The sequence below is a fragment of the Fictibacillus phosphorivorans genome (genome assembly GCF_001619875.1).
Taxonomy (GTDB): domain Bacteria; phylum Bacillota; class Bacilli; order Bacillales; family Fictibacillaceae; genus Fictibacillus; species Fictibacillus phosphorivorans_B.
This window is the reverse complement of the sequence record NZ_LRFC01000038.1, coordinates 240,851-266,572: the sequence shown is the minus strand read 5'-3', so window position 1 is coordinate 266,572 and position 25,722 is coordinate 240,851. Positions and strand designations below refer to the sequence as shown.

At 42.2% G+C, this 25,722-nt stretch carries 28 protein-coding genes and 1 pseudogene; 13 read left to right on the top strand and 16 right to left on the bottom strand.

Features of this window, described 5'->3' with window-relative positions; translation table 11 throughout:
* Positions 1–387: 387 nt before the first annotated feature.
* Positions 388–1,488, top strand: coding sequence for an acyltransferase (locus AWM68_RS17345; protein WP_066244763.1), 1,101 nt, complete (start codon positions 388–390; stop codon positions 1,486–1,488).
* A gap of 23 nt (positions 1,489–1,511) precedes the next feature.
* Here the strand turns inward: AWM68_RS17345 and glyA are convergent, their stop codons facing one another.
* A complete protein-coding gene (glyA, locus tag AWM68_RS17340; RefSeq protein WP_066244762.1) occupies positions 1,512–2,747 on the bottom strand; it encodes a serine hydroxymethyltransferase in 1,236 nt (411 codons plus the stop codon).
* A gap of 189 nt (positions 2,748–2,936) precedes the next feature.
* Here glyA and AWM68_RS17335 point away from each other — a divergent pair, with 189 nt between their 5' ends.
* From AWM68_RS17335 to AWM68_RS21920, 3 genes are all read left to right on the top strand, one after another.
* Positions 2,937–3,392 (top strand): hypothetical protein, encoded by a 456-nt coding sequence (locus AWM68_RS17335; RefSeq protein WP_066244760.1) that lies wholly within the window; start codon positions 2,937–2,939, stop codon positions 3,390–3,392.
* A 121-nt stretch (positions 3,393–3,513) separates the two neighbouring features.
* Complete coding sequence (locus tag AWM68_RS17330) at positions 3,514–3,981, top strand: GNAT family N-acetyltransferase (RefSeq protein ID WP_331710055.1); 468 nt, start codon at positions 3,514–3,516, stop codon at positions 3,979–3,981.
* Entirely contained in the window at positions 3,962–4,264 is a 303-nt protein-coding gene (locus tag AWM68_RS21920; RefSeq protein ID WP_066244756.1) for a hypothetical protein, read from the top strand. The genes AWM68_RS17330 and AWM68_RS21920 overlap by 20 nt, the downstream gene beginning before the upstream one ends.
* Here the strand turns inward: AWM68_RS21920 and AWM68_RS17320 are convergent.
* The 4 genes from AWM68_RS17320 to AWM68_RS17305 all read right to left on the bottom strand — a co-directional run bounded on the left by AWM68_RS17320 (position 4,261) and on the right by AWM68_RS17305 (position 6,774).
* Entirely contained in the window at positions 4,261–4,833 is a 573-nt protein-coding gene (locus AWM68_RS17320) for a TIGR01440 family protein (protein WP_066244754.1), read from the bottom strand. The genes AWM68_RS21920 and AWM68_RS17320 overlap by 4 nt on opposite strands.
* A 42-nt stretch (positions 4,834–4,875) precedes the next feature.
* Positions 4,876–5,316: a ribose 5-phosphate isomerase B gene (gene rpiB / locus AWM68_RS17315; protein WP_066244753.1), complete on the bottom strand. Its 441-nt coding sequence runs from the start codon at positions 5,314–5,316 to the stop codon at positions 4,876–4,878.
* 108 nt (positions 5,317–5,424) lie between these two features.
* The gene (locus AWM68_RS17310; RefSeq protein ID WP_066244751.1) at positions 5,425–6,039 is read right to left on the bottom strand and encodes a low molecular weight protein arginine phosphatase; all 615 of its coding nucleotides are present in this window, start codon (positions 6,037–6,039) and stop codon (positions 5,425–5,427) included.
* Positions 6,040–6,231: 192 nt separating this feature from the next.
* On the bottom strand, positions 6,232–6,774 hold the full coding sequence (locus tag AWM68_RS17305; RefSeq protein WP_231868463.1) for a manganese efflux pump MntP family protein: 543 nt from the start codon (positions 6,772–6,774) through the stop codon (positions 6,232–6,234).
* Between the two features lie 196 nt (positions 6,775–6,970).
* Here AWM68_RS17305 and AWM68_RS17300 point away from each other — a divergent pair, with 196 nt between their 5' ends.
* Complete coding sequence (locus AWM68_RS17300; RefSeq protein ID WP_066244746.1) at positions 6,971–9,190, top strand: PAS domain S-box protein; 2,220 nt, start codon at positions 6,971–6,973, stop codon at positions 9,188–9,190.
* A 252-nt stretch (positions 9,191–9,442) separates the two neighbouring features.
* On the opposite strand, the gene AWM68_RS17295 is transcribed toward AWM68_RS17300, so the two are convergent.
* The 4 genes from AWM68_RS17295 to AWM68_RS21545 form a co-directional block, all read right to left on the bottom strand.
* Entirely contained in the window at positions 9,443–10,498 is a 1,056-nt protein-coding gene (locus AWM68_RS17295; RefSeq protein WP_066244745.1) for an L-threonylcarbamoyladenylate synthase, read from the bottom strand.
* 120 nt (positions 10,499–10,618) lie between these two features.
* Positions 10,619–11,059, bottom strand: a complete 441-nt coding sequence (locus AWM68_RS17290; protein ID WP_066244744.1) for a hypothetical protein — start codon at positions 11,057–11,059, stop codon at positions 10,619–10,621.
* Between the two features lie 374 nt (positions 11,060–11,433).
* Positions 11,434–12,090, bottom strand: coding sequence for a stage II sporulation protein R (gene spoIIR / locus AWM68_RS17285; RefSeq protein ID WP_066244742.1), 657 nt, complete (start codon positions 12,088–12,090; stop codon positions 11,434–11,436).
* A 54-nt stretch (positions 12,091–12,144) separates the two neighbouring features.
* Positions 12,145–12,327, bottom strand: a complete 183-nt coding sequence (locus AWM68_RS21545; protein ID WP_156488441.1) for a hypothetical protein — start codon at positions 12,325–12,327, stop codon at positions 12,145–12,147.
* Between the two features lie 163 nt (positions 12,328–12,490).
* Here AWM68_RS21545 and AWM68_RS17280 point away from each other — a divergent pair, with 163 nt between their 5' ends.
* The 6 genes and pseudogenes from AWM68_RS17280 (at position 12,491) to rbsB (ending at position 18,128) form a co-directional block, all read left to right on the top strand.
* Entirely contained in the window at positions 12,491–13,480 is a 990-nt protein-coding gene (locus AWM68_RS17280) for a LacI family DNA-binding transcriptional regulator (protein ID WP_066244739.1), read from the top strand.
* Complete coding sequence (gene rbsK, locus AWM68_RS17275; protein ID WP_066244738.1) at positions 13,473–14,351, top strand: ribokinase; 879 nt, start codon at positions 13,473–13,475, stop codon at positions 14,349–14,351. The genes AWM68_RS17280 and rbsK overlap by 8 nt, the downstream gene beginning before the upstream one ends.
* A complete protein-coding gene (rbsD, locus tag AWM68_RS17270; RefSeq protein WP_066244737.1) occupies positions 14,348–14,743 on the top strand; it encodes a D-ribose pyranase in 396 nt (131 codons plus the stop codon). The genes rbsK and rbsD overlap by 4 nt, the downstream gene beginning before the upstream one ends.
* Before the next feature lie 15 nt (positions 14,744–14,758).
* Positions 14,759–16,240, top strand: a complete 1,482-nt coding sequence (locus AWM68_RS17265) for a sugar ABC transporter ATP-binding protein (RefSeq protein ID WP_066244735.1) — start codon at positions 14,759–14,761, stop codon at positions 16,238–16,240.
* Position 16,241: 1 nt separating this feature from the next.
* Positions 16,242–17,197: pseudogene (gene rbsC / locus AWM68_RS17260) on the top strand (ribose ABC transporter permease RbsC).
* 13 nt (positions 17,198–17,210) lie between these two features.
* Positions 17,211–18,128 (top strand): ribose ABC transporter substrate-binding protein RbsB, encoded by a 918-nt coding sequence (gene rbsB / locus AWM68_RS17255; RefSeq protein WP_066244733.1) that lies wholly within the window; start codon positions 17,211–17,213, stop codon positions 18,126–18,128.
* A 137-nt stretch (positions 18,129–18,265) separates the two neighbouring features.
* Here the strand turns inward: rbsB and prmC are convergent, their stop codons facing one another.
* From prmC to AWM68_RS17240, 3 genes are all read right to left on the bottom strand, one after another.
* Positions 18,266–19,132 (bottom strand): peptide chain release factor N(5)-glutamine methyltransferase, encoded by an 867-nt coding sequence (gene prmC / locus AWM68_RS17250; RefSeq protein WP_066244731.1) that lies wholly within the window; start codon positions 19,130–19,132, stop codon positions 18,266–18,268.
* Between the two features lies 1 nt (position 19,133).
* On the bottom strand, positions 19,134–20,207 hold the full coding sequence (prfA, locus tag AWM68_RS17245) for a peptide chain release factor 1 (RefSeq protein ID WP_066244729.1): 1,074 nt from the start codon (positions 20,205–20,207) through the stop codon (positions 19,134–19,136).
* A gap of 83 nt (positions 20,208–20,290) precedes the next feature.
* Positions 20,291–20,644: a winged helix-turn-helix transcriptional regulator gene (locus AWM68_RS17240; RefSeq protein WP_066244726.1), complete on the bottom strand. Its 354-nt coding sequence runs from the start codon at positions 20,642–20,644 to the stop codon at positions 20,291–20,293.
* A 127-nt stretch (positions 20,645–20,771) separates the two neighbouring features.
* On the opposite strand from AWM68_RS17240, the gene AWM68_RS17235 reads away from it, so the two are divergent.
* Positions 20,772–21,053, top strand: a complete 282-nt coding sequence (locus tag AWM68_RS17235) for a hypothetical protein (RefSeq protein ID WP_066244724.1) — start codon at positions 20,772–20,774, stop codon at positions 21,051–21,053.
* Positions 21,054–21,109: 56 nt separating this feature from the next.
* On the opposite strand, the gene AWM68_RS17230 is transcribed toward AWM68_RS17235, so the two are convergent.
* The 3 genes from AWM68_RS17230 to AWM68_RS17220 form a co-directional block, all read right to left on the bottom strand.
* Positions 21,110–22,252 (bottom strand): S8 family peptidase, encoded by a 1,143-nt coding sequence (locus AWM68_RS17230; protein ID WP_066244722.1) that lies wholly within the window; start codon positions 22,250–22,252, stop codon positions 21,110–21,112.
* A gap of 232 nt (positions 22,253–22,484) precedes the next feature.
* Positions 22,485–23,126, bottom strand: a complete 642-nt coding sequence (locus tag AWM68_RS17225) for an MOSC domain-containing protein (protein ID WP_066244720.1) — start codon at positions 23,124–23,126, stop codon at positions 22,485–22,487.
* 42 nt (positions 23,127–23,168) lie between these two features.
* Positions 23,169–23,495, bottom strand: coding sequence for a hypothetical protein (locus tag AWM68_RS17220; protein WP_066244717.1), 327 nt, complete (start codon positions 23,493–23,495; stop codon positions 23,169–23,171).
* 153 nt (positions 23,496–23,648) lie between these two features.
* On the opposite strand from AWM68_RS17220, the gene AWM68_RS17215 reads away from it, so the two are divergent.
* Positions 23,649–24,983 carry an FAD-dependent oxidoreductase gene (locus AWM68_RS17215; RefSeq protein ID WP_066244715.1) on the top strand — a complete coding sequence of 445 codons (1,335 nt, stop codon included), beginning with the start codon at positions 23,649–23,651 and terminating at the stop codon, positions 24,981–24,983.
* Between the two features lie 47 nt (positions 24,984–25,030).
* Here AWM68_RS17215 and AWM68_RS17210 read toward each other — a convergent pair whose 3' ends face one another.
* Positions 25,031–25,441 carry a hypothetical protein gene (locus tag AWM68_RS17210; RefSeq protein WP_156488440.1) on the bottom strand — a complete coding sequence of 137 codons (411 nt, stop codon included), beginning with the start codon at positions 25,439–25,441 and terminating at the stop codon, positions 25,031–25,033.
* Positions 25,442–25,722: the final 281 nt, after the last annotated feature.

The window sequence follows — 25,722 nt, the reverse complement described above, 5'->3', positions numbered from 1 at the left end:
CAACTACTGCCAAGAATGCGTACTCAGATCCAGTGATGGGACGAGATCTATTGCAGGGTTACATGTGCTATACCTTTTTGCTTAGATTTTCGAGCCATGAGCATCAGCATCGAGAATGTAGGGATTAGTAGAGCAACAATTCACAGTACTGCTAAAAGTGCTTTATTCATTTTTATAAGTAATCTTATTTGAATCACTACTTTTTTAAAAAGGTTTTTAAATAACTTAATACTTTCTTAACATTACTTTGGGAGAATCATAGTTCCACCGTTGGAAAACCCATATATTTCAAGATGTTTTACCCTTTGTTTTCTAATATGATAAACGAAGATTATAAGGGCTTTTTTATTTCACAAAACTTTTTGCTTATAAGAGAGGATGTAAAGAGTGAATAAAAATTTAGCAACTAAAGAATATTTTAACGAAATTCACTTTTTAAGAGCGTTCGCATGTATCGGTGTATTACTAGTTCATGTATCTGCGACGTATTATAATCAAGCGGACGGAGTATTTAACTGGTTTACTTATTTCTTCAATCAATTAGGACGTTTTGGTACACCCACATTTGCTGTCATAAGTGGATTTTTACTTTTCAATTCAATAAATAAAAAAGGGTTTGTTTTCAAAAAATTTGTCTCTTCCAGAACAACTAAGATTTTATTACCTTTTATTATTTGGAGCATATTTTACCAGCTGGTAACTGTATATATTCTTGGTGGGAAATTCCCTACAGATCCTAAAGTATTTCTTTATAATTTCACATTAGGGCAATCGTTTTATCATTTATACTTTATGGCCATTGTAGTTCAGTTTTATTTGATTTTCCCTCTCTTGCAATTTATTAGAAATGGTATTGCATGGTGGATCGCTCTAGGAATATCTGCTTTTTCAAGTTATTACTTTTTTATTACGAAGGATATTCCTTTCGTTTCAGGGGTACTTGAAACAGTAATGATTGATAAAGTATTTTTATTTCACTGGATTTTTTACTTTGTATTTGGAGGTTTTTTAGCTTACTATTGGAAACCCATTTCTAAATGGACTAAGAAAAACAAAATTATTCTAGTATTTGTTTTAATTGGAGTATATGTAGGAGCAATTTACGAATACAAGACAATCGGTTCTATTTCATCAAGAAGAGCTACAAATATGATTAATATTCCGCTCTTAAGTTTTGCAACGATTGGACTGTATAGTTATGTTAGTCAGATAAACTTTGTGAGAACTTCACTTCAAGTTATTGGGAAGTTTTCAATGGGTATTTATTTGTTACATCCTTTTGTTCTTATTATGTTTATTCAAATTCTTCCTGACGGCGTATGGCAGACAAGAATGATGCCTATTATGTTTTTCGCTGTTTTATTTGGGAGCCTAGCATTAGTAAAACTTATTCAATACCTTCCAAAGCATCAATATATTATTCCAATACCTGCTCGGAGGACTACAATTAAAGATCATATTTTACAAAAAAAACCAGTTTCCGCTTAAGAAACTGGTTTTTTTATCTTCATTTATTCGTAAAGCTTATATTTTCCTGCTAGCTTTTCAACGCGTGTCTCTGCATCTTTCAACACGGTTTCGTCTTCTACGTTCTTCAGCACGGAAGCCATGATAGAAGCGATCTCGTCCATGTCTTCTTCAATAAAGCCGCGAGATGTTACCGCTGCTGTTCCGATACGGATTCCGCTCGTTACAAACGGGCTTTCTTTATCAAATGGAATCGTGTTCTTGTTTACCGTGATTCCGATATCATCTAGTGCTTTTTCAGCCACTTTTCCTGTTAGCGCAAGTTCGCTCACGTTGATCAAGATCAAGTGATTGTCTGTGCCGTCAGAAACAAGTGTGATGCCTTCTTTTTTCAGTGAGTCTGCTAGGCGTTTAGCGTTTTTCACGATCTGCTCTGCATAACTCTTAAACTCATCTGTTAACACTTCTCCAAACGATACCGCTTTTGCAGCGATCACGTGCATCAAAGGACCGCCTTGGATGCCTGGGAAGATGGATTTATCAATTTTTTTCGCGAATTCTTCTCTACATAAAATCATTCCTCCACGAGGACCGCGAAGTGTTTTATGTGTTGTCGTTGTTACAAAATCTGCATAAGGAACTGGATTTTGGTGAAGGCCTGCCGCTACAAGTCCTGCGATGTGGGCCATATCCACCATAAGGTAAGCTTCAACTTCATCTGCGATCTCGCGGAACTTTGCAAAATCAATCGCACGCGGATAAGCGCTCGCGCCCGCTACAATCAGCTTCGGACGGTGTTCAAGGGCTTTTTGACGAACGTCTTCATAATCAATCACGTTTTTCTCAGCATCTACTCCATACTCAACAAAATTGTATTGGATACCTGAGAAGTTTACGGCACTTCCGTGTGTTAAGTGACCGCCATGAGAAAGGTTCATACCAAGTACTGTGTCACCTTGCTCAAGGATTGTGAAGTAGACGGCCATGTTCGCTTGTGCACCAGAGTGAGGCTGGACGTTAGCGTGTTCCGCACCAAAAATTTTCTTCGCGCGGTCTCTTGCTAAATTCTCAACAACATCCACGTGTTCACATCCGCCATAATAACGTTTAGACGGGTAGCCTTCAGCGTATTTATTCGTCAGAACGGAGCCTTGAGCTTCCATTACGGCTTGGCTTACAAAGTTTTCAGAAGCAATCAATTCAATTTTCGTACGCTGGCGGTGCAATTCATCCATAATGGATTGGTAGACTTCTTGATCAGCTGTTTTCAAATGGTTCAATTTCGCTTCCCCCTTACCTTATGTGAAAAATTATTATGATTGTAACATACCCCTATATCTTACACGTTAATGCTTTAAGTTGTAAGAGGAAATGCACAAGTGCGAAAATTCATTTTATTTGAAAGGAATGAACATGGTATGATGATACATAATAGAGATAGAGTTATACATTAAGGGGTGTTTTTTAGCATGATGAAAAAGTGGTTTGGAGCGAGTCTCCTTGTTTTCGTACTAGCACTGACCGGCTGCAGCGAAGAAAAAGCAAAGCCTGAAGCAAAAGAAAAAACAGAGAAAAGAGCCAATGAAGATCAAAACACAAACGATGATCTAGCTGGTCAACAAGCTGAGATTATCAAAAATATGGAGAAAAATGCAGTTCAGTTAGATCCAAAAGCGCTTGAATCAGATCCTGGTGCTTATAACGAAAAAATCATAAAAGCAACCGGAACAATTACAGCACATGAGGAAAAAGGCATGGGTGGCAGCTTTGAGATGAAGGTTGGCGAAACAACGTTTAAGGTGATGAACTTTACGATGGACAGCAGCTTTGGAGAAGGTTCAGAAGTCACCGTCTACGGAAACGTGAAAAACGGCAAGGACGCTAAGTCTGGACTTCCTTTAATCAATGCGACATATATAAACTAACGGTAAGAGCGGGAAGATTCTCCGCTCTCTTTTTTATTTAAGACTCCGCTTCGACCTATTCAGTTCACTAAGAATCACTTAATATAGATGTAAAAAACCCAAATTAAAGGAGATGCTTTTGGTGGCAACTTTTAAGATCCGTCCAGTCGTTTTAGAGGATGTAGAGCAGTTGAACGGCTTAATGCTTCGCTATATCGTTGACTTTTATAAAGGAAAGACACCTGAAGGAACAAAACTTGAGGATCATATCAAGCATTTGCTTGCGTCTGATGAAGCAGGAACGCAATTTGTCGCGGAAACCGATGACGGTCGTTTAGCCGCATTTGCTACACTTTACTTTTCCTTCAGCACGACACGTGTACAAAAAATTGCGATCTTGAATGATTTATTTGTAGATGCTGAGTTCCGGGGCGCAGGTTTAGGCGAAAAGCTGTTTCAGCATGTGCTGGATTACACGAAAAATGAAGGCTACGCGTACATGTCGTGGCAAACGGCCATCGATAACACGTCTGCACAGGCTCTTTATAAGAAAATGGGCGGAAAAAACATCAATTCTGAGTGGATTCACTATGAAATTGAACATCACTAAGGGGCTTGGCGAGTGCCAAGCTTCAGATTATTGGTGTGAGAGCACAGAAACCGCAGAAAGTAGCCTTGTTAACCGTAATCCCACAAAAAACACTCATGAATCCAAAAGTTTTAGTGCTGAATCCACGAGTTTTGTGCTTCAATCCACGAGTTTTTGGGCTGAATCCAAAAGTTTTGGCAGTTTATCCACGAGTCTACAATCCTCGACACAGCTCGACACCCTTGCGCACACCTACAGCCAGCTTAAAAAACAAAAAGCCCTCACCAAGAGGGCTTTCCACTAAAAACAACGTATGTCTTCCTTGCTCGGATACACCGCGCGTTCCCCGCCGATCAGCTTTGGACGAGTCTTCGCCAACGTCACATGAGCAGCGCCGACTTTCTTCACTTCACTGCGCACAGGCACGGCTACATGCTTCAGGTGCATCCCGATAAAGGTATCGCCGATGTCAATGCCTGCATCGGCTTTTATATATTCAACGATCACGGGTTCGTTCATGTGGTGGAAAACATGTGTTGCCAATGCTCCACCTGCCGATCGTGCAGGAACGACCCGGACTTCCTCATAACCTCGTTTTTCTGCTTCTTCGCGCTCCATAACAAGCGCACGATTCAAGTGCTCACAGCACTGCACGGCAAGTGCAACTCCTGTTTCCTCTTGAAACGCTATGATACCTCGGTAAAGTGCGCCCGCTGTATCCATCGTGCCTGATGTGCCAATTCGTTCACCAATTACTTCGCTTGTGCTTGCGCCTACTACTAATAATTGAGACGGTCTTAATTGTGCATGCTTTTGCAGATCTTGCAAAACATTCAGGACTTGGTCTTGAATTTGTTGGAGCTCATCGCTCATTAGATGGTCTTCCCTTCATTTTATGGGTTAATAGCTATAATGCTATTGGCCTTCGTATTGAGAGATTTTACCGACACGGCGACCGTGGCGTCCGCCTTCATATTCTGTGGTTAGCCATACTTTTGCGATTTCCAAAGCGAGACCTGGCCCAATGACACGTTCACCCATGGCAAGTACATTGCTGTCGTTATGCTGTCTTGTTGCTTTAGCACTGAACAGATCATGAACAAGCGCGCAGCGGATTCCTTTTACTTTGTTTGCCGCAATACTCATTCCGATACCCGTACCGCAGATTAAGATTCCGCGATCCGCTTCACCGTTGGCTACTTTTTCAGCTACAGGGATGGCATAGTCCGGATAGTCGACAGATGTATTGCATTCACAGCCTACATCCTCAACTTCCATGCCCAGTTCTTCAATCAAGCTGATGATTTCTTTTCGTAATTCAACTCCGGCGTGATCTGATCCAATTGCTACTTTCATGTTGTGTGCACCTGCTCTCTCATACTTTTTTCCATTATATTCTGTCCTTATGCCCTGTACAATGTTACTTCACGGCAATTTAAGACAGCCTTATTGAATTATGTCTTACTACTTCTTGCTATCGTCTTTTTTCATTAATTTTTCAATAAGTGCTTCAATTTCATCTCTCGTCTCCTGATAAAGGTGGAGTGGTCCCCCGAACGGATCCGTAATGTCTAGAGACGGAACAGCACTTTCCAGTTCCATTCGTCTTTCAACGAGCGGCCGTACTTCTCTCTCGAACGCTTGTCTCACTTCTTCATCCGCAGAGTCCTTTGACATATACTGAAGCTTCAGCATCTCAATCTCTGTATACAGCTCGTAGATTTCTTCAATTCTCTTTTGATCTTCTTCATCGAGAACATACTCTTTTAACGTGTATGTCTTATTCACGGCATCCGGCCAACGACCGACAAGAGCATGTTTGTGGCTTTCTGTCATTGTTAATACGAGGTCCGCCCATTCGATCAGATAATCGGATACGCCTTGTGACTGATGGCTTTCTTTGATCTTTCTCTCCGAAAGAGCATGAGATGCATTTGAGCTCATCACTGCCCCATTTCCCGCAAAAACGCCTGCTGACTTAACGTTGAACCTGCCTTTTCCTTTTTCACGTAAAATCGCCTCTGCCATCGGGCTGCGGCACGTATTGCCTGTACAAATAAATAACACGTTCTTATTCATGATGGCATCACCTCATATTCTATCTTTCCCTATTTTCATCTGGGATAACGTTATTTTATTAAGTATATCATCGGTTTAATGAATAAAAAAATGACTGTTCTCGCAATCCAAGTTGTTTTTGAAAGTAGTTGATCTCCGTTCCAGGTTGCTTCGCTTTCCAGGAGTTCACCCTGCAAATGCCATCTCCAAAAGTTAAAAAGGAAACAGAATCTTCACACCAAAAGCGAGCAGGATACAGCCGCCAAAGGCCTCACCATACGAACCGAGCCACTTTTGCACTTTCTTTCCCATAATGAGCCCAGCCCATGTTAAAACCATGCTCATTATACCGAACATCAATATCGTCAGCCATGTTTTCGCCCCATAGATCCCCAATGACAAGCCTACCGAAAAGCTGTCTAAAGACGCACTTAATGCAAAGACCAATAACCCGATACCGATCGGCTGTACGAAAGGTTCGTCGTCACTTGAAAAAGAAGAGCGAATCATCGTTATCCCGAGTATGACGAGCAATATTCCGCCAATGATCGCCGCAATACCACCAAAGTGGAGAGAAATCTGTTTTCCGATCGTCATCCCGGCAAGCGGCATCAGCATATGGAAAAGTCCGATCGTCACACCAATTTTCATAATCTGCTTTAATCGAAGTGATATCATTCCCATGCCAAGGCCGATTGAAAAAGCATCCATACCTAGCGCAACAGACATAAACAAAAGTGTCATCCATTCTCCCATCGTTGCCAACTAGTTCCCACTCCTTTAACCATCATACTTTCAAGCTATGCATGTCTACTTTTAAAAAGACTAAAAAACATACAAGCTGTTAGACGGCTTTAAAAAATGAACTCTTTACTGCTTTAGAGGAAGGGAAAATAAAACTTTTATCGTATATAAAAAGATAGAACTCTGCACGTAAAGGAGAGGAACAAGGATGATTAAGAACGCTTCGGCCATAAAAGATAAAGGAAAAGGCGTGTGGCAGCCGTCTTTCTTTCAGACCGGGTTATCCCGTCAAAAAAGCATGACTTTTCGCTGTAAAAAACAAAATGAAGACCTTATTATGACCGAGAGCGAAGGCGAACTGTTTGACTTGTTTGGTCTCAAGAAGGAAAACGTTTTAAATAAGAGAATAGAAGATATCTTTCCAGAAGAAATGGCTGCTTTTAAAAAGGAAATGTACGAAAAAGCCCTGAACGGAGAAAGCCTTACATATGAAGCAGCGCTGAACGGCATTCCTTTTTTAGCCGCGATCGGCCCCATTTATAATAAAGATGGTAACGTTACGGAAGTGTATGGAATTTGTGTAGATTTGAGCGAACGTGTATCCGTCGAGACCCAGCTTGCTGAAAGCGAACAGCGTTTCCGTTCTTTGATGGATCACAACATTGACGCCTTATTTTCACTGGATATGGACGGAAAGTTTACGACCGTTAATAAAGCATGTACGAAACTAACCGGATATAGTGAAACGGAACTATTGAACATGACTTTTGTTCCGTTCTTGATGCCTGACCGAAAAGCGATTGCGATTGATCAATTTAACGAAGCCTTAAAAGGCAAATCAAAAATGCATGAAACCCGCATCAGGCAAAAGAATGGGGGCATCCGTCAGATCACGTTCACGCTCACTCCGATCATCGTGCTAAACAAAGTGCTCGGTGTGTTTGGCATCGCAAAAGACGTAACCGCAAAACGAGAAGCGGAGAAAGAACTCCGAGAAACAAAGGACTTGCTTGAATCCGTCATCTATCACTCTAGCGATGCCATCTCAGTTGTTCATCTAACCAATTACTCTGTAAAAGTGAATCCGGCGTTTGAATTTATTTATGGATGGTCACAAGACGAACTCATCAACCAGACCTCACACATCCTTCCCATCGTGCCTGAGGATAAAGCTGCTGAATCAGAAAGACTGATGACAATCGTTAAACATGGCGGTTATGTAAAAGGTGTCGAGACCATACGCTTAACGAAATGCGGCAAACGTCTAAATGTAAGCCTTTCCTTAAGCCCGATTTACGGAGAAAACGGTGAAGTCGTCGCCCTTTCTGCCATCTCACGCGATATTACAGAAAAAAAACTTAAGGAAAAAGCGCTAAAGGAAAGCGAAGAAAAATACAGGATCATTGCGGAGAACACGACCGATTTAATAGGTGTTGTTGATTTAGAAGGCAACGTAAAATATGTATCCCCTTCTAACCGGCTTCTTCTGGGTTTTGACCCGTCTCTTTATGACGGCAAAAAGATTCAAGGCTTTTTTCATTCCGATGACAGACCAAAAGTAAAAATGGCAATCAACGAAATGGTGCAAACACAAAAGCCCGTAAAATTTGAAGTGCGCTGCAAACATGCACACGGTCACTGGGTCACCCTTGAAGCCAATGCGACACCGATTCTGAACGATACCAATCAGCCTGATTCTTGCGTTGTTGTCGCACGTGATCTAACGGAACGCAAAAATGCTGAAGAAATGCTAAGAAAGTCTGACAAATTATCAGTACTCGGACAGCTTGCTGCTGGTGTGGCTCATGAAATTCGCAACCCGCTTACTTCCATTCGCGGCTTTTTGCAGCTTCTTCAGTCGAGAGCTTCAGAAAACGAAGATTATTATGAAATCATGCTATCTGAGATCGACCGCATCAACAGCATTGTTGGAGAGTTCATGCTGCTCGCTAAACCGCAAGCGATGAATTTTACACAAACCGATCTTCGTCAGCTGTTAAGGCACGTTATCTCGATTCTTGATACGCAAGCCATCTTAACAAATGTCCAGATCTATTTTGAAAGTGAACCTGACCTGCCTGAGATTTGGTGTGTGGATAATCAGATCAAGCAAGTGTTTGTAAACATGCTGAAGAATGCGATCGAAGCGATGCCTACCGGTGGTTCTGTACATATTCATCTTCAAAAACAAGGCAATTATGTGATGGCTTCCTTTATCGACCATGGATGCGGTATTCCAGAAGAACGCCTGCCGACGCTCGGCGAACCTTTTTATACGACAAAAGAAAAAGGTACCGGCCTCGGCCTCATGATCTGTTATAAAATCGTTGAGAACCATCATGGTAAAATTCTAATCGACAGTAAGATTGATGAGGGTACAACATTCTCGATCTTGCTTCCCATCCACACAAATAAGCCTGCGTCTTAAAATGGACGCAGGCTTTTTTTCAATTCACATGAGGATGAGAGTGATCGTTTTGTCGAAAATCGTTTAAAATTTTTTATCCGTGAAATTACTCATTCTATCCGTGAATTTAGTTGGATTTACCGTGACAATAAAATGGATTACTGTGTATTTATAATTTAGCTTTTAATTCAGGGTCGCTCAAAGGGGTCCTGCACCTCTTTTTATATTAAAAAAGACTGATTCAATTAAAAAAGTTGGATCTGGCCCCATTTTCTATTCTTTTACGATATGTCCGCCAGCCGATTTTTCGAGTCTGTTCATAATCGCGACGCCGACTCCTTCTTTCGGAAAAACTTCCCCAAAAATTTGGTCAACATTCGCTTCATTAAATGCTCGTAATGCCTCGTATAAATGCTGTGCCACCGTTTCAGGATTCGACCGCTTCCCCGCTGGAATCAAACAGTCCGCTTTATAAAAATCCATTCTTTCTTCGGTAGTAAGGATCCCGATTTTCCGTCCCGCTTCACGTTCTTTATCCACAAGCCCTTGTAAAAATTCAGGACTTCCGTCCACAAGAACGAATGGTGCGTCAGGTGCATAGTGGGTATACTTCATGCCTGGTGACTTTGGTGCATGCTTTTCATTTTCCAGGCCAGGATCCACAACAACATGGCCAAAACCAGCTACTTTTTCTAATTCTTCTAACGTCACCCCGCCAGGTCTTAAGATCGTTACGAGATCATTCGCACACTCTACAACTGTGGATTCTACGCCAACACCCGTTGACCCTCCATCCACAATGCCGGGAATTCTGCTCTTAAGATCTTCATAAACGTGATCCGCAGTTGTCGGACTAGGTTTCCCTGAAAGGTTTGCACTTGGTGCAGCAAGTGGCACACCTGAAGCTTCGATCAACGCAAGAGCGATGTCGTGATCAGGCATTCGTACTGCAACTGTGGATAACCCAGCCGTTACTTTTTCGCTTACTTCGTCTCCTTTTGGCAGCACGATTGTTAATGGGCCTGGCCAAAACGTATTCATTAGTTTTTTAGCGGTCTCAGGAATAGAAGAAACAAGCCCTTCTAACTGTGATCGTTCGGAAATGTGGACGATGAGCGGATTATCACTCGGTCTTCCTTTCGCTTCAAAAATGCGTGAAATCGCCTCATCACTTTTGGCGTTTCCGGCCAGTCCGTAAACCGTTTCAGTTGGTATCGCGATAACTTCATTCTTTTTTATCCACAAGGAAGCTTGAATAACATGTGGATGAGTTGTTAATGGTTGTTCTGTTTTATCCACAGTCCAGCGTTCCGTTTGGAATGATCTCATGAGATAAATCCTTTCTACTACTCAGGTAACCTTATATTTAAAAGGTGAACTGCAAAACTTTTATATCCACAGAGTTATACACAATTTGTCGTTAATTGTGGACAACTTGTTGACAAATGTTTAAGAATCCAATGCGTAAGCTAAAAGTTCCGCTCCTGATGTTGCATTATTTTTAACATGCTCTGCACTTTCAATATGTGGAGGCACTTTATCTTTTGGGATAATCTTAAAAGAAAGTGCTTCAAACATGTGCACAGCTTTTGTAAGCAAATAAAGAGTCTCGACTCCTTTATCTTTTGAGTATACCAAAATTTTATCAATGAGTTTAAGGAGAAGCGTTTCAGACGAATATTTCTGTTTCAGAACGAATGAACGCAGTAAGCCATCATTCCCGATGCGCTCTAATCCAACCGTTCCAATCGTCTCTCCTGCATCATTTACCACAACGAGATAGTTTTCAATGCTGTCCTTGATCCCCTCTGACTGAAGCCCAGCTTTCCCGACGAGCTGCAATAAATCCTTTGCCTCATGCTGCATCGCCTGCCTTAAAATAATGGTCATAACGTAACTCCCCTATTCTTATATAATTTCAGCCTCGTTTGGCCGTTTTCACTTTTTTGTTTAAGCTCAAGCTTGAAAAAGTGCTGTGATTAGGTGTTAAAAGAGCCTTATTTCCAGCGTATGTAGACACATTTTTTAAACACTCTAAGTTGAGTTGTAATAATCACGGAAAAATGGTCTTTCATCACGGAAAAACTGGCACGGAAAAAAAACAAATAATCACGGAAAAGTAAAATTCACCTGTTAGGATGTGCGTGTCAAACGGACAACACTCCAGTTATTACGAGTTTTTCAAAAAAAGAAGGTTAACCACCATTCGGTTACCTTCTTCATTTTCTATAATCTATGAAAATAGGGAGGAACTTATGCACCTTTTAAGAGAATAAGGAGCCCACTGCGCTAACAAGGCTATGAAACAGCTCTACTACAAAAAATTTAGTCTGGATTTCATCTGCTTGCTCCGTTTCCTCAGCAGAAGCCGTTTCCGCCACATCCGCTTTGCTATCTTTGTTTTCTTTTACGGCATCACCGTTTTCAAAGTCTAAGAAACATAATGGTGGAAAAAGAACACACCACCAGTTCTTCCCTTCACCTTCTCCAAGCGTAATCAGCACGGCTTCATATTGACCTGCTGGATAGATGTACTCGCCATACATTTTAGTAGGAAAAGCTACCTTGTTTAGTTCTACTGAAAACGTCTTTTCCAGTCCAGCTTCATCCAGCTTGGTTTGAACGATTGTTTCAATCGCAGGAAGCTGTTTACGAATGATCTCACGTGCTTCAGAAATAGTGGATAGCTCGCCAACCCAAGTCGTGATCTGTGCGTTCACTTCGTCTCGGATCTCACGCTTAAGCTTTTGATCAGCTTCGCTGTTGCTGTTCGCTAAAATACGAAGTCTGATCGACTCATCTGGTATCTTAACAGAGGCATTCATTGTTGCGTTTGCCACTTTTGTTTGCGTTTCAAAAAATAAGAACATCACCGCTAAAGAAATAAGAATAAGAATAAAGAAATGATTGCGTTTTTTCATTGTTTTTTCCTCCCCCGTCGTATCTAACCACAGTTTGGACACAGCGCAAAAGTTTCATACTAGTAAACTAGTAAAATTCGTTCTTGGTGATTCGACAATCGTTGTGCTTCGTTGTTTTTGGAAGTGGTTGATTTCCGTTACAGATACTCGCTTTCCGCGGGGCAGGCGGTGAGCCACATTCGAACGTTTCACGTATAAGTGTCTCACCTGCCCGCCTGTCCCGCAGGAGTCTCGCATCTTACACTCCAACCAACTTGTCAATGAAGAAAGTAACTCCAAGCAACCACTTTTCAGTCAGATAAAAAATATCAAAGAAACATTTACCAACTTGCGTACCGCTTTCATTCGTGTTAATTTATATGTGTAAACGGTTACATATAGTTTGGGAGGAGGCGAAACATTGGTTACGATTCGTGATGTTGCAAAGAAATCAGGTGTGTCAGTTGCGACTGTATCTCGTGTTCTAAATGAAACAGGATATGTGCACGAGGATACACGAAAAAAAGTGATGGCAGCGGTTGAAGAGTTAAAGTACAGCCCTAATGAAGTAGCCCGCTCCCTTTTTAAAAAGAAGTCAAAGCTTATCGGACTGTTGCTGCCAGACATAACGAACCCGTTTTTTCCGCAGCTTGCAAGAGGTGTTGAAGATGAGATGCAAAGAGAAGGCTACCGTTTATTGTTTGGAAACAGTGATGAGAACGCTGAGAAAGAGATGGATTACCTGAACACATTTATTCAAAACAATGTGGTCGGAATTATCTCTGCAACAAATAATAAAACAAAAACAAACTATAAAGATCTGTCCATTCCCGTTGTTTTTCTAGACCGAACATCGAACGATTATCCGTCGGTGTATGCGGACGGAAAAGAGGGCGGCAGAATAGCAGCAGACGAAATTTTAAAAAGAGGAAGCAAGCGCATCACTCTTTTAAAAGGCCCAGCACACATCCAGCCAGCTCAAGACCGTTTTCAAGGTGCTTTAGAAGTGTTAAGTCAATCAAGTGTTGATTTTCATGTGATGACGACAACTTCATTTGCATTTGAGGACGCAGAGAAATGGGCAAAAGAACTTTTTGCCACCTACCCAGATACAGACGGGGTGCTTGCAAGTAATGACATTGTTGCGACAGCTGTGTTACACGAAGCGCTTCGCCTCGGAAAGTCGATTCCAGAGGATCTGCAGATCATCGGATTTGACGATATTCCGCAGAGTAGCTTGTTGTTTCCTCCCCTCTCTACCATACGCCAGCCGGCTTATGAAATGGGGAAAGAAGCTGCACAATTGCTTGTTAAAATCATGAACAAAGAAAAGATTGAACAACAGCATATTCAGATGCCTGTTACATTTATAGATCGAAACACAACAAGAAAGGTTGATACAAATGGTTAAGATTGTGGTCATTGGCAGTTCTTCCATGGATTTAGTTGTTACATCAGATAAGCGGCCTGGAGCGGGAGAAACCGTATTAGGCAGCTCGTTTAAAACCGTACCCGGAGGAAAAGGAGCGAATCAGGCTGTAGCAGCTGCTCGCCTTGGAGCAGACGTCTTCATGATCGGATGTGTAGGCGATGATCATTATGGAGCGGCAATCGTAGAGAATTTTAAACAAAACGGTGTTGATGCAACGAATGTGGAACCGGTTACAGATGCAGAGAGCGGTACGGCTCATATCATTTTAGCTGAAGGCGACAACAGTATTGTGGTTGTGAAAGGTGCAAACGATCATGTCACACCACACTATGTGAAAAAATCACTGACTCTAATAAAACAAGCGGATATGGTGCTCATTCAGCAAGAGATTCCTGAAGAAACGATTGAATACGTGAGTGAAATTTGTACAGAACACAATGTTTCATTGCTGCTTAACCCGGCTCCTGCCCGCCCGCTTTCACAAAATGTGATAGCCAAAGCGAGCTACATTACACCTAACGAACATGAAGCTGCGGTATTGTTTGATGGTTTATCAACAGAAGAAGCATTAAAACAGTATCCTAACAAAGTTTTTATAACAGAGGGCAAAGATGGCGTTCGATATCATGATGGTGAAAAAGAAGTGCTTGTTCCCTCTTATCCCGTTGAAGCCGTCGATACGACAGGTGCAGGAGATACGTTTAATGCCGCACTTGCTGTAGCTCTAGCAGAGGGAAACAGCATAAGCGACAGCCTTCGATTCGCTAACCGAGCGGCTTCCCTATCGGTTACAAAGTTTGGAGCACAAGGCGGAATGCCACTTCGAGAAGAAGTGGAGGAAACATTATGAAGCGACAAGGCATGTTAAACAGTCATATTTCAAAAGTGTTAAGCGACCTTGGTCATACCGATCTTATTGTGATCGCTGATGCGGGGCTTCCGATTCCAAGTGATGTTCCGCGGATCGATCTTGCTTTAACTCTCGGTGTACCAAGTTTTGCAGAGGTAGTAGAAGCTGTAAGTGATGATATGGTTGTCGAAAAAGTGGTTTTAGCGAGTGAAATACAAGAAAATAACGAAAATACGCTTCAATTTATGAAGAAAACTTTTTCAGATACCGAGATTGAATTTTTATCGCATGAAGAATTTAAAGAAAAAACAAAGGTTGCAAAAGTTGTGATTCGGACAGGTGAAGTCACACCATACGCAAACTGTATTTTACAAGCAGGTGTAATCTTCTAGAAAGAGGTGATTGTGATGCATATTCAAATGAACGACATCTATAAAGCATTTGGTGCCAACCAAGTACTAACTGGTGTTCATTTCGATCTCAAAGAAGGCGAAGTTCATGCCCTTATGGGTGAAAACGGCGCAGGAAAATCAACGATGATGAACATTCTGACCGGTCTTCATAAACGAGATTCTGGAAAGATAGTGATTGATGGGGAAGAACGTTATTTTGATAATCCGAAAGAAGCCGAAAAGCACGGTATTGCCTTTATCCATCAAGAGCTGAACGTATGGCCTGATATGACGGTGCTTGATAATCTGTTTATCGGAAAAGAATTACGCTCACCGTTCGGCCTTTTAAAAACGAAAGAAATGAAAGCGTTGGCAAAAAAGCAATTCGACAAACTGGCTGTTACGATCCCGCTTGAGAAAGAAGCTGGACTCTGCTCAGTCGGTGAACAGCAGATGATTGAAATTGCAAAAGCACTGATGACGAATGCAAAAGTCATCATCATGGACGAGCCTACTGCTGCACTTACAGAGCGTGAGATTGAAAAATTGTTTAACGTGATCAACGCACTTCGGAAAGAAGGCGTGTCCATCGTTTATATTTCTCACCGGATGGAAGAGATCTTCGCGATATGTGACCGCATTACGGTCATGCGGGACGGTAAAACGGTAGATACGCAAATGGTCTCAGAGACTAGCTTTGATGAAGTGGTTCGAAAAATGGTGGGCCGTGAACTGACTGATCGTTATCCAGAGCGTAATCCGAATATTGGCGATACGATTTTAGAAGTCAAGAATGCCACAAGACAAGGTGTTTTTGAAGATGTGAATTTTTCAGTAAAATCTGGTGAAATTGTTGGCGTTGCTGGCCTGATGGGTGCTGGCAGAACTGAGATCATGCGAGCGTTGTTTGGCCTCGACCAGCTGGATTCTGGTGAGATTTTGATCAACGGGCAGAAAGCATCGATTAAAAATCCGTTTGAGGCTGTGAAACGCGGGATTGGTTTTATAACAGAAGATCGGAAAAATGAAGGATTGGTTTTGGATTTTTCGATACGCGAAAATATGGCACTGCCGAACTTAACGAGCTTTTCGAAAAATGGGTTTATCGCTTATAAAACAGAAACAGACTTTGTCGATATGCTGATCAAGCGCCTTCGTATCAAAACAGAGTCTGGCGAAACATCTGCAAAGAATTTATCAGGTGGTAATCAGCAAAAAGTCGTTATCGCTAAATGGGTCGGGATCGGCCCGAGAGTTCTCATTTTGGACGAACCGACAAGAGGCGTTGATGTTGGGGCGAAACGTGAAATCTATCAGCTGATGAATGAGCTTACCGATCGAGGTGTAGCCATCATTATGGTTTCATCTGAACTGCCAGAAGTACTTGGCATGAGCGACCGTATCCTTGTCGTTCACGAAGGGAAAATCAGTGGTGAGCTACTGAAGAATGAAGCCACACAAGAAAAGATTATGACGTATGCAACAGGAGGACAGTAATATGAAAACTACACCTGCAAAAGTGAATCATGTCGATACGATCACGCAGAAGCTTGGACCATTCTTAGGCCTCATCATTCTTGTCGTTATTGTATCGGTCCTGAACCCAAGTTTCCTAGAACCACTAAACTTATTAAACTTGCTTCGCCAAGTGGCGATTAATGCACTTATTGCGTTTGGTATGACATTCGTTATTTTAACAGGCGGTATCGATTTATCGGTCGGTGCGATTCTAGCGCTTTCGAGTGCGTTGATGGCTGGTATGATCGTATCGGGAATGGACCCGATGCTCGCCATCTTAATCGGATGTTTACTTGGAGCTGTGATGGGTGCGATTAACGGCCTATTGATCACAAAAGGAAAAATGGCTCCTTTTATCGCAACACTTGCTACCATGACGATTTTCCGTGGATTGACTCTCGTGTATACAGACGGGAACCCGATTACAGGTCTTGGCGAGAACTATTTATTTCAGCTTTTCGGACGAGGATATTTTTTAGGCATTCCAGTCCCAGCGATTACGATGATGGTTTCTTTCGCATTGTTTTGGGTGATCCTTCACAAGACTCCGTTCGGACGTAAAACATACGCGATCGGTGGAAACGAAAAAGCCGCAATCATATCAGGTATTAAAGTAACAAAAGTAAAAGTGATGATCTATTCTCTAGCTGGACTTCTTGCGGCATTGGCCGGTGCGATTTTAACTTCGCGTTTGAACTCAGCACAGCCAACTGCCGGAACATCTTATGAGTTAGACGCGATCGCACCGTCGTACTAGGCGGTACAAGTCTATCTGGCGGACGAGGTTTGATTGTCGGAACATTGATTGGAGCTTTGATCATCGGAACGCTTAACAATGGTCTGAACTTGCTAGGCGTCTCTTCATTCTTCCAAATGGTCGTAAAAGGTGTCGTTATCCTGATCGCCGTATTGATTGACCGCAAAAAAGCAGCATAGGAGGGTTCAAATTATGAAAAAAGCTTTATTAATTATGATGTCACTCTCTCTTTTCTTACTAGGAGCATGTTCATTAGAGCCCCCTTCATGGGCGAAGCCATCCAAAAAAGGAGACGGAGAAAAAATAAAAATCGGCTTATCTGTTTCAACGCTAAACAATCCGTTCTTCGTTTCCATGAAAAATGGTGTTATCGATGAAGCAAAGAAACAAGGAGCAGAAGTAGTTGTCGTAGATGCACAGAATGACTCTGCTAAACAAGTAAACGATGTTGAAGACCTATTGCAGCAAGGAATTGATGCCCTATTGATCAATCCTACAGAATCAGCCGCGATCTCCACTGCCGTTCAATCTGCAAACAACATTGGGGTTCCAGTTGTGACGCTCGACCGCTCAACAGATAAAGGGGATGTAGCAACACTTGTAGCCTCTGATAACGTAAAAGGTGGCCAAATGGCTGCTGACTTTATCGTGGAACAGCTTGGTGAAGGCGCAAAAGTCGCTGAGTTAGAAGGTGTACCAGGTGCATCCGCTACACGCGAACGCGGTAAAGGGTTTCATAACGTGGCAGATCAAAAGCTAGATGTCGCTGCCAAGCAATCAGCTGACTTTGACCGGACAAAAGGGTTGAACGTTATGGAGAACGTCCTTCAAGGAAATCCTGACATAAAAGCAGTCTTCGCACACAACGATGAAATGGCGTTAGGTGCCCTGCAAGCCATCAACAGCTCAGGCCGCGATGTGTTAGTCGTTGGATTTGATGGAAATGATGATGCGGTGAACGCTGTAAAAGAAGGAAAGCTAGCAGCAACGGTCGCTCAACAGCCTGCACTGATCGGTGAACTCGCTGTAAAAGCCGCATCAGACGTACTAGCTGGAAAGAAAGTAGAAAAGAAGATTCCCGCACCTCTTAAGTTGATGGTGAAGGAATAAGAATAAAAATGAGAATAAGAATAGAATGGGTGGGATAAGGAAAAAGGAAAGAGGCCAAAGGGCCTCTTTCCTTTTTTGATTTGAATTGTGTGTAAATTGTTTGGGGTCTGACCCGGGGTCAGACCCCATTTCCCACGTTATTTCCCAAGAAGGGCGAAAACCATACGGTCCTTGCCGCTGATGTCTTCTTTCACATAAACTTCAGCACCAGGGAACGTTTCACGCAGCATATCCGCTACTGTCTCTCCCTGCCCAGCTCCTACTTCAAAGCCAACAATCGCTTTTTCTTTCAACACGAGCGGCAACTCTTCCATAAATCTTCTGTAAAAAACATATCCATCTTCCCCGCCGCTTAATGCTCTCATCGGCTCTCGGTCTTTTACGATGGTTTCAAGTACCGCTATCTCATGATCAGGGATATAAGGCGGGTTTGATACGACTACATCCAGCTTCTTACCCTGTTCAATGAAAGGCTGCAGCAAGTCGCCGTGCAGGAATGTAACCTTTGCACCAAGTGTATCTGCATTCCATCGGGCGACATCAATCGATTCCTCTGCTATATCAACCGTATATACGTTCAATCGCTCGTTTTCAAGTGCTAACGAAATCGAGATCGCACCGCTTCCTGTGCCAATATCTGCAACGGATACGTGCTCTTCAACTCCAAATTGGTTAGAAATAAGCGTCAGCATATGCTCGACCAGTTCTTCGGTTTCAGGGCGTGGAATTAAGACTTCTTTGTTCACCAAAAACGTTCGGCCATAAAACTCTTCTTTGCCCGTAATGTACTGAACAGGTTCCCCGTCAGCATGGCGCGCGACCGCTCTTTTCAACTCAGCGTACGCATCCTCATCCATCGCATCGTGAAGACGCATGAGCATCTCCGTCCGGTTCACATCACCTAACACATGCCTCATCAAAATCTCTGCGGCAAACCCTTCGCGTCCGTTTTCAGCTAAAAAAGAAGAAGCCCACGCGAGGGCTTCATGAACTTTAGTACTCATTTTACGCGTCCGCCTGAGCTTTCATCTTGCTTGTTTGATCTTCTGTAATCAATGCTTCAACAAACTCATCCATCTTACCAAGAAGGATTTGGTCAAGCTTCTGAATCGTTAAGCCGATACGGTGGTCGGTAACACGGTTTTGCGGGAAGTTGTACGTACGGATACGCTCTGAACGGTCACCTGATCCAACCGCACTCTTACGTGTCTCATCATACTCTTTTTGAATTTCTCGCTGAATCTTATCATAAACACGCGCTCGAAGAACCTTCATCGCTTTTTCTTTGTTCTTGATCTGTGATTTCTCATCCTGACACGATACAACCGTACCTGTAGGAATGTGTGTTAAACGAACCGCTGATTGAGTCGTGTTTACAGACTGACCCCCAGGACCAGAAGATGTAAACGTATCAACACGAACGTCTTTTTCATGAATCTCAACTTCAACCTCTTCAGCCTCTGGAAGTACAGCAACTGTAGCTGTAGACGTATGAATACGTCCGCCTGATTCTGTTGAAGGGACACGCTGAACACGGTGTGCGCCGTTTTCATATTTTAGCTTCGAATAAGCACCAGCACCGTTGATCATAAAGATGATCTCTTTATATCCGCCTAGCTCTGTGTATGAAGCTTCGATTACTTCAGACTTCCATCCTTGCATCTCTGCATAACGTGTGTACATGCGATAAAGGTCGCCAGCGAAAAGTGCCGCCTCGTCTCCGCCTGCTGCTCCACGAACCTCGACGATAACGTTCTTGTCGTCGTTCGGATCTTTTGGAAGCAATAGAATTTTTAACTGAGCTGTAAATTCTTCGATCTGCTGGTTAAGTCCTGAGATCTCTTCTTTTACCATTGCTGTCATTTCAGCATCAAGCTTATCTTCAAGCATCAATTTAGCTTCATCCAGCTGCTCTTTAGCTTCTTTATATTCACGATAAACCGCTACTGTATCTTGAAGAGAAGATTGTTCTTTTGAATACTCGCGAAGCTTGTTTGTATCATTTATAACTTCAGGATCACTTAGCATTTCATTTAGCTTGTCATATCGCTGTTCAATTGTCTCTAAACGTTCTAACATGGTTTTTCACCTCTGTTTTATATGCATAACATTATAATTATAGTCGTTATCAGCTAAACTCTCAATCTTTTTAAGGTTCTTTATTAAGAGTTTTCTTGACTGACTGGCTGATTATTTTGTCCAACTTTATCTTTATGCCTCTTACCCCATTCGCACATCTGATTTAGCGTCGCTTCTAATTCTTGCCCATAATGCGTAAGTGAATACTCTACCTTTGGCGGAACTTGAGGATAAACCTTGCGCTTAACAAGCCCGTCTTCCTCTAGTTCTCTTAACTGTAGCGTTAATGTTTTTTGAGATACACCAGGCAATAGCTTTTTCAGCTCTCCAAAACGCAGAATATTTTCCTGCTGCAGATGCCAAAGAATGACACCCTTCCATTTTCCACAAACTACATCCAAAGTTATCTCGACTGGATGTATATAATTTTTTCTCAATTTTTGACACTCCTTAGTATAAAAAAGGTAACTATGCAACAATAATGTGCCTTCTTGCCAATTGAAACTAACTATTATTATAATGACTACAGCGAAAAATAACCACTATAGATATGGAGAAATGCGAATGAAGAAAACGATAAGATTGATTAAATGCGGGGAAAACAAGCAGATTTATAGCAATGATCTTCCTTCCGTTTTTGAGCTCTTGAAGACAGGAACGGAAAAAGGAATGATTGAAGAGTTTCAGCATACTGCCAATATTAGAGCTTATCGGAGAAAAGATGCTCTGATTGGTTCTACGATATTAAGTTATGACCTGCAAAAAAAAGAACTTATCTTTTTTGATGCTTATCAATTTCAAATATTTTGTAAAGAATTCGGTGTGAAAATCACACATTTTATATAAACAGCGTACTAACAATACAAAAAAGAGACTTCGCAATGAAGTCTCTTTTACAGCTATTAACGAGTTGCCGCATACACATCAATGACACCTTTTCCATAATAGAAAGAGTCACCAAGTGGTTTTGCTGTGTTGACAAGTTTTTGACGAACTTGAACGTTTGTCAGGCCTGGGTTGCCAGCCATAATAAGTGCCGCCGCTCCTGCCACGTGTGGTGAAGCCATTGACGTTCCGTTGTAGCTCGCATATTGGTTGCCAGGCACAGAACTTAAGATACTTACACCTGGAGCCATTACTTCAAGCTCTCCCCCTACACTAGAGAAGGAAGCTCGGTTGTTGCTAGAATCGACCGCTCCAACTGCCATAACAGAAGCATATTTTGCTGGATAGCCAATTGTATTCTGCTTTCCTCTTGTTCCTGAGTTTCCGGCTGCCGCTACTACTAGCACGCCAGAGTTATATGCATTATCACAAGCTTGCTGAAGCGCCGTTGATCCAGAGCTTCCACCTAAGCTCATGTTGATAACATCCATATTGTTTCCAACCGCCCACTCAATTCCTTGAATGATCCCGCTGTATGTTCCGCTTCCTGTACTGTCTAGAACTTTTACCGCATAAAGGTCGGCAGAATAAGCTACACCAAGAACACCTACTGTGTTATTCAGTGCTGCAACTGTACCTGCAACATGTGTTCCATGCCCGTCACCATCAACAAGCGCATTTGGCTCACTTGGTACGAAGCTAGCGCCTCCGCGTACGGTTAAATCTTCATGATTCGCATCAATTCCAGTATCTAAGATCGCTACTTTAACACCTGATCCTGTGTTTCCAGTCGCATGAACTTGATTGGCTTTAATATGTGTAACGCCCCAAGGGGTAGATTGAGCTGTTTTATACGCGATTCCGTCTTCCTCTACATAAGAAACATTCGGGTTTTTCTTAAGCGCTTCTGCTGCTGCTTCAGGCATGGAAACAAGCATCGTATCCATAAACTTATACTGATGCTTAACCTGCCCACCCATTTTTTTAATATCATTCACTTGAGCTGTTTGAATATCTGATTTAAAACCAACGAGGAAGTTTTTCGGTCCTTTTTCAACCGTTGCTGCTGATGCAGAGAAATGGAGATTCCCTACCATTAAAGATAGGACAAACAACAAACTGAGAACTGCACTGCATGCGCGTAATACAGTTTTTTTCATTTCTTTTCCCCCAATCATGATTTTATAACAATCAAACCATGTGCTCTTGGTGGTCAGGTCCCGGGCCCGTTATGTATAATTCAGAATTGTTCGATTATTACTAAATCATTGTATCATGATTGTTGTTTTCAAATATTGGGAAAAACAAGGTATTTACAGTGCCATAAACCACGTAAAAAAGAAACCATTTTCCCAAATGATTCCTTTTTTAAAAGGTGTTATAATAAAAGTTTTAAGTTCTTTTTAATAGGGATTGCCTCATCGATTCAGCTAATTCCTTCACTTCAATTAATCGCTGAATTTTCCCAGACTCTTTTTCAAATCCATACTTGATAAGATTGGCTTCTGTTACAGAAATGCCAGCAGGGTGCTGATGAATTCTCACCATCTCATCACCCGTCGTCACCATTCCTTCTTGCAGAACGCGGAGATAATATCCCGTACGGCCTGTATCTACGACCTTTTTAATCATATCAGGACGGCACAATATAGAAGCTAATGTGTTACAGGGCTGGCGAGGCTGTGTAATTTGAACGACTGCTTTCCCCATCTGAAAAATATCCCCAATACACACATCGTCTTCTGTCATTTTCGTTGGCGTAATGTTTTCACCGAATGATGGGATCGTAAGCGGCACCTCCAGCTTTAGCTCAGCATTCCACTTTTCATAATGTTCATAAGGATAAACGCAAACTGCTTGATCCAGTCCGCCATGATGGACCTTATCTCCAACACCGTCTCCCTCGAAATGCGTTTTATGTAAAAAGACCGGCTGCTGCTGCGGGATTTTATGGTACGCTGTAAAAAAAGTCTTTTTAGATGTTGCTACTTCTTCCGGAAGCTTGATGTTCAAGGAAGCTACTTTTCCCTTCATTTCCATCACCTCACAAAAAGCATAGCACAGGACAAAAGGAAATTAATAGGAAAAAATATTTCGGCGCAATTGCTCGTAATCCAGACGCTCTTGGTTCATTCGAATCGCTTTCGTTAACTCTTCTATCACTACTTTTTCATTCGTAATCAGATTGAATACATATGGAATGGTCGCAAAATGACCGAGAAAGTGCGTACATCCAACATAGCGCGGATGATCTGTCTGATGTTCATGTTTATACTTAATAATAAAATTCCCCATGCCTTCATAGACAGGGTCTAATGGTTTTTGTTCCAATTTTTTTAACAACGTATGAATCGGTTGAACCGGTGCATTCCAGTCCGTTCCGTTTGATTTAATTTCTAGCACAGTCCACCACCTCTTTCTACTATCATAGTTCGTTTTAAGTCCATACTTCTTGTTGGTCAAAGACAAGAGAGTTGTGTCATCCTACAAGTATAGTTACTTTTTTCGAGACAATGGGAATACTATATTGTTAGAGAGATGTAAGGAGCTGATCAGATGAAATATTGCATTATTGGAGGAGACGCAGCTGGCATGAGTGCCGCGATGCAGATTGTCAGGAACACAGAGAACCCGGATATTACTGTTCTTGAAAAAGGCGGGATCTATTCTTACGGACAATGCGGACTTCCGTATGTCGTTGGCGGGCTTATACCTTCTACAGAAAAACTCATCGCTCGCAGTATTGAAACCTTTCGCGAAAAATACGGAATGGACGCACGGACGTTTCACGAAGTAAATGCCGTAAACACGGAATCCAAAACGGTCTCTGGCATACATACGAAAACAGGGAAACCGTTCGAGGTGATATATGATAAACTTCTGATCGCTACTGGTGTGCGGCCGGTCATCCCCAAACAATGGACGGGGGTTCATCTAAAAGGCATCTATCCGCTTAAAACGATTCCAGACGCTGAGGAACTGATGGCCGGACTGAAAGATGTGCAGAACGTAACGATTATCGGCGGGGGATACATCGGTCTCGAAATGGCGGAAAACGTGATTCGACTCGGTAAGAGTGTACGCATCATCCAGCGCAGCAATCAGCTTGGCAGTATCTTTGATGAAGATTTCGCTCCATTCATTCATGAAGAAGCTGAAAAACATGGCATCGAACTTTGCTTAGAGGAAGAAGTGCTAGGCTTTAAAGGGGATGATCATGTTCAGTTTGTGAAAACCGCTAAAAAAGATTATCCAACAGACCTCGTGATCGTATCAGTTGGCGTAACTCCTAACACAGACTTTTTGAAAAATACGAATGTGGAACTGAACGAGCAAGGTGTTATCGTTGTAAACGAGCGAATGGAAACGAATGTGGATGGCGTTTATGCCGCTGGTGATTGCGCGACCCACTATCATCGTGTAAAAAAACTCAATGACCATATCCCGCTTGGAACAACGGCAAATAAGCAAGGCCGAATCGCAGGGCTGAATATGGCTGGCGTCGAGAAACCTTTTAAAGGAATTGTAGGATCCTCCATCATTCAATTTATGGATCTAACCCTCGGAAAAACGGGGTTATCCAACAAAGAAGCAGAAAAACTCAATATTCCTTTTGGAGAAATTAAGATCACAACAAAAAGTCATGCTGGATATTATCCTGATCCAAAAAAATTAGAAGTTAAAATTACGTATCATCGTGAAACGAAAAAGCTCTTAGGCGGTCAAATTATAGGAGCAGAAGGCGTTGATAAACGAATTGATGTTTTAGCGACAGCTCTGTACCATGAGATGGACGTTGAAGAACTGACTGATCTTGATTTATCCTACGCCCCGCCTTACAACGGTTCGTGGGATCCAATCCAGCAAGCTGCTCGAAGGCTTGGGAAATAAATGGGAAATGGGGTCTGACCCCATTTCCCATTTTATTTCCCGCTAGTCTAGTCATCGATTTTAAGTGAGAAATTATATCGAGGAACCGCACGTTCAACGGCATTCATAATTTTACGATAGGTTGCAGCACGTTCCTTTTTTGACATATCATGCGGCACGTTAATATGAATGTGCGCATAGTTCCCGTTAATGGTGACCATCTGCGGGTTAATGCCAGATGCATCAATTACAGCTTGACGGATCATATCCTGGTCATCAGACAAATCGAATCGCGTTGAGTTCATCGTCCGATAATCACTCGGGTTCATGTTTGTGTCAAAACTATAACTGTTGCGCGGCTCATTTTTCGTTAGGTGGTAATTTATAATTCCATGGCCAAACAGGTTATCGCGTACATCCCGTCTACTTTCATGAGCTGCCGGTTCCGTTTTTGCGCCTTCTTCCTTATAGGACTGCATAGGTGAACACGCTGTGGTCACGAGCAACACGAAAACTGGAGCAATAATCGCCTTTTTCACTATAAACACCTCCCATATCGTTAGGATTTCCTGATCTGGAGGTGTTTATGTTCTATAGCAGGCAGTTTCTTTAGGCGAAACTGCGCTTTTTTATGGGAGGAGCTGGGCTGAAGCAAGGAAACTCAGAGGTTGGTTAGGTGAATCCATAAATATTGAGTTTCAATCCACAAGTTTCGCCTCTGAATCCAAAAGTTTTTGCCTCCATTCCACAAATTTTAAGC

Excerpts from the sequence above, each read along its gene's own strand:
- AWM68_RS17265 (WP_066244735.1), top strand. The coding sequence starts at position 14,759 with ATGCATATTCAAATGAACGACATCTATAAAGCATTTGGTGCCAACCAA.
- AWM68_RS21545 (WP_156488441.1), bottom strand. The coding sequence starts at position 12,327 with ATGCGAGACTCCTGCGGGACAGGCGGGCAGGTGAGACACTTATACGTG.
- AWM68_RS17230 (WP_066244722.1), bottom strand. The coding sequence starts at position 22,252 with ATGAAAAAAACTGTATTACGCGCATGCAGTGCAGTTCTCAGTTTGTTG.
- AWM68_RS17295 (WP_066244745.1), bottom strand. The coding sequence starts at position 10,498 with ATGAGATCATTCCAAACGGAACGCTGGACTGTGGATAAAACAGAACAA.
- AWM68_RS17290 (WP_066244744.1), bottom strand. The coding sequence starts at position 11,059 with ATGACCATTATTTTAAGGCAGGCGATGCAGCATGAGGCAAAGGATTTA.
- rbsD (WP_066244737.1), top strand. The coding sequence starts at position 14,348 with ATGAAGCGACAAGGCATGTTAAACAGTCATATTTCAAAAGTGTTAAGC.
- rbsK (WP_066244738.1), top strand. The coding sequence starts at position 13,473 with ATGGTTAAGATTGTGGTCATTGGCAGTTCTTCCATGGATTTAGTTGTT.
- rbsB (WP_066244733.1), top strand. The coding sequence starts at position 17,211 with ATGAAAAAAGCTTTATTAATTATGATGTCACTCTCTCTTTTCTTACTA.
- rpiB (WP_066244753.1), bottom strand. The coding sequence starts at position 5,316 with ATGAAAGTAGCAATTGGATCAGATCACGCCGGAGTTGAATTACGAAAA.
- AWM68_RS17320 (WP_066244754.1), bottom strand. The coding sequence starts at position 4,833 with ATGAGCGATGAGCTCCAACAAATTCAAGACCAAGTCCTGAATGTTTTG.
- AWM68_RS17210 (WP_156488440.1), bottom strand. The coding sequence starts at position 25,441 with ATGCAGTCCTATAAGGAAGAAGGCGCAAAAACGGAACCGGCAGCTCAT.
- AWM68_RS17305 (WP_231868463.1), bottom strand. The coding sequence starts at position 6,774 with ATGGGAGAATGGATGACACTTTTGTTTATGTCTGTTGCGCTAGGTATG.
- AWM68_RS17300 (WP_066244746.1), top strand. The coding sequence starts at position 6,971 with ATGATTAAGAACGCTTCGGCCATAAAAGATAAAGGAAAAGGCGTGTGG.
- AWM68_RS17225 (WP_066244720.1), bottom strand. The coding sequence starts at position 23,126 with ATGAAGGGAAAAGTAGCTTCCTTGAACATCAAGCTTCCGGAAGAAGTA.
- AWM68_RS17215 (WP_066244715.1), top strand. The coding sequence starts at position 23,649 with ATGAAATATTGCATTATTGGAGGAGACGCAGCTGGCATGAGTGCCGCG.
- AWM68_RS17335 (WP_066244760.1), top strand. The coding sequence starts at position 2,937 with ATGATGAAAAAGTGGTTTGGAGCGAGTCTCCTTGTTTTCGTACTAGCA.
- prfA (WP_066244729.1), bottom strand. The coding sequence starts at position 20,207 with ATGTTAGAACGTTTAGAGACAATTGAACAGCGATATGACAAGCTAAAT.
- AWM68_RS21920 (WP_066244756.1), top strand. The coding sequence starts at position 3,962 with ATGAAATTGAACATCACTAAGGGGCTTGGCGAGTGCCAAGCTTCAGAT.
- spoIIR (WP_066244742.1), bottom strand. The coding sequence starts at position 12,090 with ATGAAAAAACGCAATCATTTCTTTATTCTTATTCTTATTTCTTTAGCG.
- AWM68_RS17235 (WP_066244724.1), top strand. The coding sequence starts at position 20,772 with ATGAAGAAAACGATAAGATTGATTAAATGCGGGGAAAACAAGCAGATT.
- AWM68_RS17310 (WP_066244751.1), bottom strand. The coding sequence starts at position 6,039 with ATGAATAAGAACGTGTTATTTATTTGTACAGGCAATACGTGCCGCAGC.
- prmC (WP_066244731.1), bottom strand. The coding sequence starts at position 19,132 with ATGAGTACTAAAGTTCATGAAGCCCTCGCGTGGGCTTCTTCTTTTTTA.